A 12,604-nucleotide genomic window follows, 5' to 3' on the forward strand; every position below is an offset into this window, starting at 1 on the left:
GCATGGGGCAAAACTCGGGCATCGTAACAATTTTGTGCGGTAACCGAGCGGAAACCTACCGGAATTGTATATTTGCCGCTACCTATCGTTAAATGGAAGAACATGAATTAGCTGTGTTTTCGCTGTTATACCGCGAGGCGCATTCACGATGCTTTGGCGTTTCTCTTGCCCAACCTCTTACCGAAACTGAGGGCAAGCTGTTTCAGCAGCAACTGTTGGATTGTACCGGCCTCACTGTTGGCTGGCGTTCGCTTAAGAATTATTCCATTTTCGTGTTGAATAAAAAGGGGAAAGAAAACCCCTCCGTGGCCTCGTTGGATACGCTGGCCCGTTATGTGCTGAAGGCACCCTACACCAATGAAATTGACCGCAAAAACACCGAGGCGCACCACCCATACTGGTTTTTGTATCGCGAAAGACACTTGGCCAAGGCCATTGCACCGGTTATTAAGCCCCGCAGCTTCGGGTGGATTAGGCTGGTATTGGCTGCATTGGTACTCTTATTGGCCGGGTACACCTGGTATCAACACAATAACCTCGTAACCTTTGCCGAAAAATTTGAGGACCTAAGCGAAGATGCCCTGCTGAACCGGAATTGGCACTTGCTTAATAAGGACGAAAGCTATTGGGCGCGGCGGGGCGAATTCCCCAACGCGCTTACTCTTTTTACTCTGCCCGGCGATAACTGGCCTGATAGTAATGCAAAACCGTTGATAAAGAATCTGCTGATACGGCCTTTGCCGCTTGGTTGTTTTGTTACCGAATTGCAGATGGAGGATTTTATACCGGCAGGCGAATGGCAGCAGGCCGGTTTATTGTTATTGAATGATACCAACCTCAATAGCCCTAGTATGCGTATTTCTCTGGCTTTTAATGATTTTTTTGGCGGTTTTACCAGGCCGGCCGAAATTTTGGTGCAGGCCATAGCTACCCCGGGCAACGGCGGCAAACCCGAAGAGTTTGTACACAACACCATATTAACGCTGGATAGCGCTACCCACAACCCGGCGATAATAAACAACCTGAAAAAAACAGCTATCAGGATAGAGAAACAAGGCAACCGTTACCGGCTGCTTTACGCCGCCGGCGGCACCTCTAACGCGGCTTTTAAAGAACTAGCGGTGAAAGAACTGATGATAGCCCCCCGTTACGTCGCTATTTTTGCACTAAAGGGGCGGGTGGATAAAACGCCGGTTGCGCCGGTAAGGGTGAAAAAATTCATGCTGGAAAGCGTTGCCTGTGAGTAGGTAAAAAGCTTTAGTCATTCGTTCATTGAGTCATTCACTAAATCACTCATTCATACATTCGCTCATTGATTACAAACCACTGACCCAATAAATTATACCGCTTGGTTTAATAAATTTATTTTTGCGATAGATATATCGCATGGCTGAAAAATCACTCGTACGCCGCCTGGGCCTTGCACAGGCAACAGCCATAAACATGACGGATATGGTAGGCATCGGGCCCTTTATTACCCTGCCTATGGTTATAGCCACCATGAACGGCCCCTGGTTTTTATACGCCTGGCTGGCGGGTGCGCTACTCTCTTTTGTTGATGCCATGGTTTGGAGCGAACTTGGCGCAGCTTTCCCCATGGCGGGCGGATCTTACAACTTCCTCAAAGAAACTTACGGCAAAACCAAACTGGGCAAACTGATGAGCTTTTTGTTCGTTTGGCAAACCATGATACAGGCCCCGCTGGTTATCGCCTCGGCGGCTATCGGCTTCGCCGAATACTTTTCGTACCTGTTGCCGCTATCGGCCATGCAAAGCAAGATGATGAGCGGCGGGGTGGTAATATGCATTGTGATACTGCTTTACCGAAAAATAGAAGCTATAGGCAAAATAAGCATAGTGCTTTGGGTGGGTGTGCTGGTTACCATGCTTTGGATAATTTTCGGCGGCATAGTGCATGGCAATTTCCTGCACCCTATAGCCCATATAAACGATGGCATCAACCTTAATTATGGTTTTGTGGCGGCAATCGGCTTTGCCAGCGTAAAAAGTGTTTACAGTTACCTGGGTTATTATAATGTTTGCCATCTGGGTGGCGAAATCATCAACCCAACCCGCAATATACCGCGAAGCATGTTCTTATCCATAGCCGGTATTGCCGTTTTATATATGCTGATGAACGTAAGCGTGGTGAGTGTTATACCCTGGCAGCAGGCCATGGGCAGCAAATTTGTGGTGAGCGAATTCATGCAATTGCTAATGGGCACTACAGCTGCCAAAGTGGTGACGTGTTTAATATTGCTGGTGGCTTTTTCCTCGGTGTTTTCGGCCACGCTGGGTTATAGCCGTATCCCTTACGCCGCCGCCGCCGATGGCGCTTTTTTCAAAGTATTCGCCAGGCTGCATCCCACCAAAAACTTCCCCTATGTATCATTGCTGGTGCTGGGCGGCATCGCGTTCTTGTTCAGCCTGCAGTTGAAACTGGTAGATGTGATACACGCCATCCTGGCTATACGTATCCTCACCCAATTCATAGCGCAAGCCGTTGGACTGTTGCTATTGCGAAAGGCCCGTAAAACCGGGCAATTCCCTTATAAGATGCCCTTGTTCCCGCTACCGGTGTATCTCGCCATACTGATATGGTTAGGCATATTGGTGTCAACCGGCCTGCACATGGTATTAGGCGGCCTGGTGGCTATCGCAACAGGCACTATAGCGTACTTCATAAAAGCTAAAGTAAACAAGGAATGGCCGTTTAAAATAGGATTGACGGGATTAAAGGATTCCCGGGATTAAGAATTGATTTAGGCCAATGGCAAACTAAAATAAAAGGTAGAGCCCTTGCCCACTTCGCTTTCTACCCAAATTTTGCCATTGTGACGCTGCACGATCTCGGCACTGAGGTAAAGCCCGATGCCGAAACCGCTGATGTGCTGGGTGTGCTTGGTTTCTACCCGGTAAAAACGATCGAACAATTTATCCAGGTGCTGCGGTTTTATGCCCATACCCTCGTCGCGTACGCTCAGGGTAAGGATGCTGCCATCGGTGCTGCACGCAACCTCTATAGCCTCACTCCGGGGTGAATATTTAACAGCGTTGCTGAGCAGGTTGCTTATCACGCTGCCTATTTTATCCCTGTCTGCATTAATGGTAACGGGCTCGCAGGGTATGAACGTTATGTGATGTTTAGATATGGCGAGCTTAGCCTCAATTACCATATCTAAGGCCAGTTGGTTAATCTCGAATTTTTGCTTGTTCAGTATAATTTTGCCTGCATCCAGCCTGGAAATGTTGAGGAAGCCGTTGATGATGGCAGTCATCTTTTTTATCTGATTGTTTACTTTATCCAGCGCGCCGGCAGTAAATGGGTCGTCGGTTTTTTTCGCTTTCGACTCCAGCATTTGTACATAGGCGCTAAGGGTGGTTAGCGGCGTTTTCAGCTCATGGCTCACCATGCCTATAAAATCGTTCTTGCGCAGGTCATCCAGCTTGCGTTCGGTAATATCCATGAACAGGCCCGAGTATTCGGCAGGCTTGCCATCGGTTGCCTTAAAAACCTTGCCGGTAGCACGCACCCATTTTACCTCGCCCGTTTGTTGGTTGATGATACTGTATTCGGTATCGCTGCTTTTGCCCTTCTCTATGGCGTTCCTAAGTACCTCGTTTAGCATCTGGTGGTACTCTGGATGGATGGCGTTCATGATATCTTCCATTAGTACCTCCCCATCCAGCGGGAAGCCGAACATATCCCGGATAAAGGCCGACATGGTTATTTTATATGTTTCGGGGTCGATGCTCCAGGTGCCCATGCGGCCGGTATCTATGGCTTGCGTAAGGCGCTCCTCGCTATCTATCAACTTGCTAATTACGTTCTCCAAATGGCCCTGTATGGTATTGAGTTCGCGGTTGGCTGCTTCCAGCTCGTGGTTTAGGCTATCTTTAAGTATCGAGTTGCGGTGCTCTTCCATCAGCCGTTCTTCGGAAATGGAGAGTTTATCCGCCTCGTGCAGGTGCACGGAGACAAGCTCTGCAAAAAGCTTGAACATGCCTTTTGTTTGCGGGGTATTCAGGACAGCGGGCCTGGGGTCGATGGCGCAGAGCGTACCGAAAAAGCTACCATCTTTTAAAAGGATGGGCACCGAGATATAGCTTTGGAAACCATACTTAGCTGGGGTATGGTGATTTCGGAAGGTGTCGTCTAAATCTACATGGTCTATGATGACGGCTTCGTGGCTCTGCCTAATCTCGTCGCAGATGGTGGTCTCCAAAATCAACTCGCCACCGGGTATCAGGCCGAAAGAAATCTCGTCGCGCACGCAACAGGCTATCCAGCGGTCCTCTGTCACCCGTGCTATGGCCGCAAAGCCCATGCCGGTACTGCGGCAAACAACCTCCAATATCGATTCTACGATAGGGATTTTGTTTACGGCATCAATGTCGGCTTGTATGTTTGGGGGTACGTTGCTCATACAATCTCAGCCCAATTTATAGATGCCTACAATATTACTAATATTTACTATAGATTTAAAAAAACGGACAGACAGAAGTTTACCCAGTGACTGGTAAGGCCGTTTTTTGATAATTACCTTGTATATTTGATACAAATCGTAATACACCATGCGTAAGCTGCTCACTTTGATAATGTTATTACCGGCCATTGTCTGTTTTGCCCAGCGCAACCCTGCCGAACCTAATATGAGCAAACTTAACTGGCTAGTGGGTAAGTGGATACGCACCAACGCAAGGCCGGGTACATCGGGCTACGAAAGCTGGGAGCGGGTATCCATCACCGAGATGAAGGGCATAGGCGCACGTATAAAAGGCGGCGACACCACCATCACCGAAAAGACGACGCTGATATTGAAAGACCACTTCATTTACTATGTGGCCGATGTGGCGGAGAACGAGAAGCCGGTTTATTTTAAGCTGACTCAGCTAAGCGATAGCAGCTTTGTGTGCGAAAACCCGGAACACGACTTCCCCAAGATGATAACCTACACGCTTAGCGGCGATAAACTGAAAGCCACCATATCCGGTAATGGCAAAGCCATAGATTACGTGTTCGTGAAGGCCAAAGATTAGGCCGGTTGCTTATTAATATAGAGCAAGCCCGGCGCTTGCACTACCCGGGCTTGCAACTAAAATAAACCTGTATAAACCTTTAGTCTTCAATAAATTCAACGGGCTCCAAATCTGCCAGTTCCGCATCGGTAAACAAGCGCGACTGTATCAGGAACCTGTATCCTGTGGGTATCTCGATAGAAAAACTGGAGCCGCGCCCCTTGGTGATAGTAACCGTTAACTGCGTGTGTTTCCAATACTCAAACTGGTCTTTATTCATCCAAAATTCGCAGCCATCAATCTCGCCCAGTTTTACATCGGCAGCACCCAGTTTAAAGTCGCCTTTTTCGAAACACATGGGCGATGAACCATCGCAACAGCCACCGCTTTGGTGAAACATCAGCTATGGGTTGCTGATGCCGGTCAATATAATATTCTGGTAGGCAGTTCATCCAGAGATATTCGCGTAAGTAAAAATGTAGAATTATAAACATAGTTACCGGTCTTTCTCTGATGGTTAATTTGAAAATATTTAAGATCTAGCACCTGTCTGACGACTCAATTGATCGACGACGAGTGAATTATCATAGTTTTCTGCTCAGGTGAGTGCACAGAGTACAAAACCCGCTTTTACATACGTAGAGCGGGTTTTTTCGCCTCACACATGCGGGTTAGGATCACCTACGGCACCGTGGCTGTTACGTATTAATCCTGGCTGCATTATTGCAGTTTTGATCAAGCAGTTAAGTTTAACCATGAAGTTACCTTTCCTGATTTTAAAAAATCAAATATCAGTAATTCTTGAATTTTAATATTCTTTAATATTCTTAAAAGGAACTCTTTAGCCATTGATGGTTAATTTATTTAGCTTTTTTTCGCATGATTGATTCATCAATCTGTTCTACAAGGCCAGAGAAAATAAACGCCTCTTTGAGTTCGCCCAAGGCTGGTGCCGATGCTCTTTCAATGAGGATGACCATAGTGGCAGAAAAGCAATGAACGTGTTGATTATATCATTGATCGTAAATCTGCCTGCAATTCTTGACAGACCGTTATACGAACCAAGAAAACCTATTCCGGAAAATTAGAAAAGCTGGTTGGACTTCTATCAAAAAGGAATGAAAGACTATCCTGAGTGGTATATTTTAAAGCTCAGCAACCAAGAAATAATTTTAAATGACTTTAGTTTTGACTGGACAAGAAAGAACAGATTGGACGCTATTTTGGAATCAAAAAAAGGATATCATATTAGAGCCCTGATATGATATGGGTTAAGTAAAATCATTCGGCGGCGTGGCCAAAAATTATCGCGTGCTTAATATAGTTTGCTACAGTTCACTCCATTAAGCACATAGCTAACCCATTCCGGCTGTTGTTCTTCTATGATGAGTGTTCTAAACCCGTATTTCTGCCCTTCAATTTCAACGCCTCGGGAGTCATCGATATGCAGATCGATATCGAATGCTAAGGGATACTTTGAGCAATGCACACCGCTGTTATATAGTTTTTGCGAATGCCGCTTTTGGTTGATCACAAAATCAACCCGGAATCCATTCAATAGGAAAAGTAGCTTAATCCGGCCGTATGACCGATTCGATGTTGTATATATCCCAACCGTATGACCCCTTTGCTTTAACTCTTTAAAAAGTTCCACAGTCCCTTTTCGTATAAGTTCAGTACCCAACAACCTTTGAAATAAGGTTTGCTGCTCTGTTTCGAACGCCTTATTTCCCGGGATTATAGTATCATCTAAGTCGAAAGATATTTTCATAGGGATGTTACACCAGAACTTTACTTAGGCTTTTTTATTATATCGGCTTTATAAATCGTTTAGAAGGTAGGGAATGTTATTCAAGTACTTTAAAAGATACACGCGATAATACTGAAGTTCACCTTTTGCCGCTTAAGGGTTACTTTTTTTAATATATTGCAGTATTTAACCACGGCTCTGTTATGTTAAAAATAGCACGGCTCCTTAAGTCAACTATGCGGTATAAATCCACCCTGCTCAAAATTTCTCTTTTTCTTAACCTGCTTTTTGCGTTGTTTTTTGTCGGTAAGCGGGTTTATTATCATTACTATTTTTTTTTCAATCCTCCATTTACCGAAACGGATAAATGGACCGATTTTTTAAGCAGGCCAAACGATACGCTTGCCAATGTTTTTATAGGCACCAGCCTTACCGCAGGTTTCCCGGTGCGCAGAGAATTTAAAAGCGATACTGTCAGGAACGTGGGTGTCAGCGGCTCAAAATCAGCATTTATACTCGGGCGCTTCAAAACTATTTTGAAGCATCGCCCCAGAAAAATTTTCATAGAAGCAGGCGTCAACGATATCAATTTTAATGTGCGCCTCGATACCTTCATAACCAATATGTCTACGGTTATTCAGTTGGCCCGGCGGTCGTCGGCACGCATTTATATCCAGTCGATATTGCCTACGCGGTGGCCTCGAATCAACGGATTGATACCCACATGGAATGCGAAATTAAAACAGCTTTGCATAGAAAACAACGTGCCGTTTATCGATTTATACCCGCACTTCCTTGACGATAAGGGTATGCTTGATAACGACCTTACTACTGGTGGTATTCATCTAACGGCAGCGGGCTATTACGTTTGGCGCAAGCAGATTGATTATTTTGTAAAACAGCAATAACCTGCATCTGATAATTCTGTATCTTGACGGGCTTTTGGGTTTATCCCGATAAAGTAAAACCATTACCCAAGTCTGATAAATTCATGAAACAAGCTTATTTGCTATCTGCCGCAGTAGTATTGTCGGCCGCTATTTATTCCTGTAAACATTCCGCTGGTCCGGTAACGGCAGATTATAAAGGCTGGGCAACTTATGCAGGTAGTAAAGATGGCGCTCGGTATTCGGCAAGCGAAATCATCACCACACAAAACGTGTCGGGACTTAAACAGGCCTGGGTGTACACCTCTAACGACCGCGATACAGGCAACCGCACCCAAAACCAATGTAATCCCATTATGGTCGATGGTACGCTGTATGGCTCTACGCCCAAGCTTAAGCTGTTTTCCCTGGATGCCGCCACCGGCAAGCAAAACTGGCTGTTCGACCCGGCATCGCTGGATAGCACTGCCAAATTCAACCCCATGTTTTATTACAAGGTAAGCCGCGGCGTAGTGTACTGGCAGGATACCGATGGTGGCAACAAGCGCGTATTTTACAATGTTGGCAATAAGGTTTATGCTATAGATATTGCCAACGGGCAGCCGGTAGCCGATTTTGGCCACGGAGGCTACCTGGATATGACGGAGAATGTTGGCCGCGAGATACACTCCTTCGTGGCGTCTACCACGCCGGGCATTATTTATAAAGATGTTTTGATGATGGGCGTTCGCGTGGCCGAAAGCGAAGATGCCGCACCCGCGCCCATACGCGCTTACGATGCTTTGACGGGTAAGCTCCGCTGGAGTTTCAATACTATACCACACCCTGGCGAAAGGGGCTACGAAACCTGGGAAGATAAAAATGCCTGGAAAAGTCTGGGCGGGGCCAATAACTGGTCGGGTATGTCGCTGGATGAAAAGCGGGGTATCGTATATATTCCGACGGGATCTATAGGCGGCGATTTCTATGGTGCCAACCGCAAGGGGCAAAACCTGTATGCCAATTCGCTTATCGCGCTCGATGCGTCGACCGGAAAATATATATGGCATTACCAGTTCGTGCATCATGACCTTTGGGACCGCGATTTGCCGGCAAACCCCAACCTGCTGACCATCAACCGTGACGGGAAAGATGTAGATGTGGTTGCCCAGATAACCAAGCACGGCTATATTTTTATGTTCGATCGTACTAACGGCAAGCCCATCTTCCCGATAAACGAAACGCCTGTGCCAACATCCGGCCTGCCCGGCGAAAAGCCCTGGCCAACCCAGCCAATACCCACTTTGCCCGAGCCCTTCGCCCGCCAGAAATTCGGGCCGGAGGACGTAACGGATATTTCGCCTGCAACCCATAAGGATATGATGGAGAAATACCTGAAGGTGAAGTACCGGGCGATGTTTAGTCCGCCAAGTAAGGATGGCGGCTGGATTTTCCCCGGCTTCGATGGCGGCGGCGAATGGGGCGGCGCGGCGGTTGACCAGCAAACCAAAATAATGTACATCAACAGCAGCGAACTGCCCTGGGCGCAGGTAATGATTGATGTACCCAAAACAGATAACAACGACCAGACGCTGGCAGGAGCCGGGCATGCGCTGTATAACCAACGCTGTATTACCTGCCACGGTGCCGACCTTAAAGGCAATGGAAGCACTATCCCGGCTTTGCTCAACCTCGATAAAAAATACTCCCTGGCACAGGCAAAAAACATCATCGATAACGGGCGTAATATGATGCCGTCTTTCAAGGCTATCCCCGAGGGAGAAAAACAAGCAATATTGACCTTCCTGCTTAAACTGCCCGAGAAAGAAGCTACCGGATCGGCAGGCAGGGGCGGGTCAGGACCGGTTGCGGCAGCAAAAAGCGCTTTGCCACCGGCGCCATACACCATGGCTGGCTACACGCGCTTCATCGATAAAGACGGTTACCCCGGCATAAAACCACCATGGGGTACTTTGAATGCCGTTGATTTGTCGACCGGGAAGCTCTTGTGGAAGGTACCCTTGGGCGAATACGCCGAACTTACCAAAAAAGGCATACCCATTACCGGCACCGAAAACTACGGCGGCCCTTTGGTTACCAAAGGCGGACTGGTGTTTATAGCCGCCACTAGAGATGACATGATACGCGCCTTCGATAAAAAAACAGGTAAGGTGCTTTGGCAGGCAAAATTACCCGCAGCGGGTTACGCCACGCCTGCCTGTTACGAAATAGATGGCAGGCAGTATATCGTAATTGCCTGCGGCGGCGGCAAAATCGGCAGCAAATCCGGCGATAGTTATGTAGCGTTTTCACTATAGATAACATACTCACCTGAGCAATAGCACAGGCATTCCAATCAATAAAGGCCGCATCTGTCAATTCAGCTGCGGCTTTTTACCGTGTTTTCACCCTTATTGTTTGCGTGTTTTGCCGCTTGCAGTACTCCTGCAAGTTGTCGAGATTTATAACTCGTTTCAAAGCAACCTATTAAAAACCTGCATGCGCGGCCGCCCGGCATCGGCATGCATAAACTTTATTTATGAAAACAAAATTTGGCTTTACGCTGATGACCATCGCGGAGTTCGAAACCTGGCTCGCCGGCCTGCAGGTGGCACGTACCATTTTAACGGTGCAGGAGCACCATACCTACAGCCCATCATACAGTCAGTTCAAGGGCAATAACCATTTCGAGCTGCAACAGGGAATGAAAAATTACCACGTAGCCCACAACGGCTGGAGCGACATAGCGCAGCAATTCACCACCTTTCCTGATGGTACGATTATGACGGGCCGCTCTATGGAAAGCAGCCCCGCCTGCATATTGGGGCAAAACGCGCATGCTGTTTGTATAGAGAACCTGGGCAATTTCGATACCGGCGGCGATGCCATGACGCCCGCTCAGCGCGATACCATCATCAGGATGACAGCCAAGCTTTGCGCCCGTTTTGGTTTGGCCATAAACGATACCAACATAGTGTATCACCATTGGTTTAACTTAAGTACCGGCGAGCGCAACAACGGCACCAAGAATAACAAAACCTGCCCCGGCACCAATTTCTTCGGTGGCAACAAGGTAGCTAATGCCCTTGCAAGCTTTTTGCCGCTGGTAGCTGCCGTAGGGCATGCGCCTGCCCCCGCACCGGCACCCCCGACGAGCAATTTGCTGAAATATGCCTGCGTTACAGCCTCAACCCTTAATATACGTACTGCGCCCAATGCTGCCGCCGCCAAGGCAGGTGCGCCTGCGCTGTTGGGCGCTATATTGCGCGTTTACCAGGAAAGCAACGGCTGGTATAAAATATCAAACAGCCAAAGCCAATGGGTTGCCGCGCAATATACCATACCGGTAAAAAGGGCAACCGTTAAAGCAAGCACCCTTAATGCGCGCAGCGGGCCCGGCACCGCCTACCCCAAAATCGGCACGCTGAGCCAGGGACAGGAAGTATTCATAGAAAAGGAAGAAAATAACTGGTGCAAGATTGCCATGGATGGCAAATGGGTAAGCAAAGATTACCTGGCGCTTTAATAATATATCGTTATGGCAAAAATCAATAAGCGCATCATTACCTGTAGCGATGGTACCTGGAACAAGCCCGGCGATGTGGAGGAGGGGGTGAACCTGCGTACCAACGTGCAAAAGATATTCGAGGCGATTTGCAATGAAGATGGCGAGGGCGTAAAGCAGATAAAGTATTACGACCAGGGCGTAGGCTCTACCGGCAGTAAGCTGCGCCGCATAATTGATGGCGCAACCGGTTATGGCCTCGACGAGAATATACTGGATGCTTATAAATTCATTATCTGGAACTACGAGCAGGGCGACGAGATATACCTCTTCGGTTTTAGCCGCGGCGCGTACACGGCCCGCAGTTTGGCCGGCATGATACGCAAGGTTGGCCTGGTAAAAAACAACGACCTAAACCTCATTAAGCAGGCATACGATTTGTACCGTAACACCAAAATAAAGCCCGATGATGCGCTAGCGGTGAGTTTCAGGCAACGGAATAGCCAGCCCGAACCTGCCGCCCACGTAAAGTTCATTGGCGTTTGGGATACCGTAGGTTCATTGGGCATACCGTTTATGGTGATGCAAAACAAAAAGAAATACCAGTTTCACGATACGACGCTGAGCAGCGCGGTAGATTTTGCTTACCATGCGCTGGCGGTTGATGAGCAACGTAAAAACTTTATCCCCACCTTATGGAAACAGAGCGCCAATGCTGATGGCAGGGTGGTTAAGCAGGTTTTAGAACAGCGGTGGTTCCCTGGCGTACATTCAAATATTGGTGGCGGTTACCCCACTATGGGCATCAGCGATATTGCGTTGCGATGGTTAATTAACAAAGCCAAAAATACCGGGCTGGCATTTGAGCAGGCGTATATTGATGACAGGGCCAAGATACAACCCAACATAGCAGATGAGGTTTACAATTCCAATAAGTTGCCGTTTAGCCTGCTGGGCAACTATGTGCGGCCGGTGTTGCAAGGCATGGGTGATGGTGAAATAATAGATGAATCTGTCTTTCAGCGGATGGCGCTCGATTTTAGCCCCAAACCGGGTTATAAGCCGGGGAATATACAGCCAGGGCCTCAATACTCCACAAATTCTTCGTCGGGGTAGCACCACAGCCAGCGTTCGCCAGGCTGGGCAGATGCTATTACCGGGTGCTGCGTGGCGCGGTTATGCTTGGTCATGTGGGTGTTTACCGATTGGTCGCAGCAGAGGGTTACGCCGCAGGTTTGGCAAGTGCGCAAGTGGAACCACGTATCGCCGGTTTTGATGCATTCTTCGCAAACGTGCTCGTCGCTCAGTTTTACTTCGGTAATGGCTTGCAGATGCTTGCAAAGGTTTGGGTCGTTCATAAGTTGGCGTTTTATTGTCACGAATGTAATGATTTTGACAAAAAAAGCTGTTACCGTTCTACAACTGTGGAGTTACTATTCCAACATAGCAATCATAAAAATCTTC

The 12,604-nt window shown here is 47.7% G+C and carries 10 protein-coding genes; 7 read left to right on the top strand and 3 right to left on the bottom strand.

Annotation, left to right across the window (positions count from 1 at the left end):
- The first annotated feature begins 92 nt into the window (after positions 1-92).
- Both AC1DXC_RS06180 and AC1DXC_RS06185 read left to right on the top strand, forming a co-directional pair.
- A complete protein-coding gene (locus AC1DXC_RS06180; protein WP_477458268.1) occupies positions 93-1,247 on the top strand; it encodes a hypothetical protein in 1,155 nt (384 codons plus the stop codon).
- 139 nt (positions 1,248-1,386) lie between these two features.
- On the top strand, positions 1,387-2,754 hold the full coding sequence (locus AC1DXC_RS06185) for an APC family permease (protein WP_477458269.1): 1,368 nt from the start codon (positions 1,387-1,389) through the stop codon (positions 2,752-2,754).
- 8 nt (positions 2,755-2,762) lie between these two features.
- Here AC1DXC_RS06185 and AC1DXC_RS06190 read toward each other — a convergent pair whose 3' ends face one another.
- Positions 2,763-4,427 carry an ATP-binding protein gene (locus tag AC1DXC_RS06190; RefSeq protein WP_477458270.1) on the bottom strand — a complete coding sequence of 555 codons (1,665 nt, stop codon included), beginning with the start codon at positions 4,425-4,427 and terminating at the stop codon, positions 2,763-2,765.
- 148 nt (positions 4,428-4,575) lie between these two features.
- On the opposite strand from AC1DXC_RS06190, the gene AC1DXC_RS06195 reads away from it, so the two are divergent.
- Positions 4,576-5,040: a DUF6265 family protein gene (locus AC1DXC_RS06195; protein WP_477458271.1), complete on the top strand. Its 465-nt coding sequence runs from the start codon at positions 4,576-4,578 to the stop codon at positions 5,038-5,040.
- Positions 5,041-5,119: 79 nt separating this feature from the next.
- On the opposite strand, the gene AC1DXC_RS06200 is transcribed toward AC1DXC_RS06195, so the two are convergent.
- Complete coding sequence (locus tag AC1DXC_RS06200; protein ID WP_477458272.1) at positions 5,120-5,419, bottom strand: DUF779 domain-containing protein; 300 nt, start codon at positions 5,417-5,419, stop codon at positions 5,120-5,122.
- A 1,586-nt stretch (positions 5,420-7,005) separates the two neighbouring features.
- On the opposite strand from AC1DXC_RS06200, the gene AC1DXC_RS06205 reads away from it, so the two are divergent.
- The 4 genes from AC1DXC_RS06205 (at position 7,006) to AC1DXC_RS06220 (ending at position 12,256) form a co-directional block, all read left to right on the top strand.
- Complete coding sequence (locus AC1DXC_RS06205; RefSeq protein WP_477458273.1) at positions 7,006-7,677, top strand: GDSL-type esterase/lipase family protein; 672 nt, start codon at positions 7,006-7,008, stop codon at positions 7,675-7,677.
- An 83-nt stretch (positions 7,678-7,760) separates the two neighbouring features.
- Positions 7,761-9,953 (top strand): outer membrane protein assembly factor BamB family protein, encoded by a 2,193-nt coding sequence (locus tag AC1DXC_RS06210; protein WP_477458274.1) that lies wholly within the window; start codon positions 7,761-7,763, stop codon positions 9,951-9,953.
- 221 nt (positions 9,954-10,174) lie between these two features.
- Positions 10,175-11,161, top strand: coding sequence for an SH3 domain-containing protein (locus tag AC1DXC_RS06215; RefSeq protein ID WP_477458275.1), 987 nt, complete (start codon positions 10,175-10,177; stop codon positions 11,159-11,161).
- Positions 11,162-11,173: 12 nt separating this feature from the next.
- The gene (locus AC1DXC_RS06220) at positions 11,174-12,256 is read left to right on the top strand and encodes a DUF2235 domain-containing protein (protein WP_477458276.1); all 1,083 of its coding nucleotides are present in this window, start codon (positions 11,174-11,176) and stop codon (positions 12,254-12,256) included.
- On the opposite strand, the gene AC1DXC_RS06225 is transcribed toward AC1DXC_RS06220, so the two are convergent.
- Positions 12,226-12,498, bottom strand: coding sequence for a UBP-type zinc finger domain-containing protein (locus tag AC1DXC_RS06225; protein WP_477458277.1), 273 nt, complete (start codon positions 12,496-12,498; stop codon positions 12,226-12,228). The genes AC1DXC_RS06220 and AC1DXC_RS06225 overlap by 31 nt on opposite strands.
- Positions 12,499-12,604 lie beyond the last annotated feature (106 nt).

This window comes from Mucilaginibacter sp. P2_D11, from assembly GCF_056404435.1.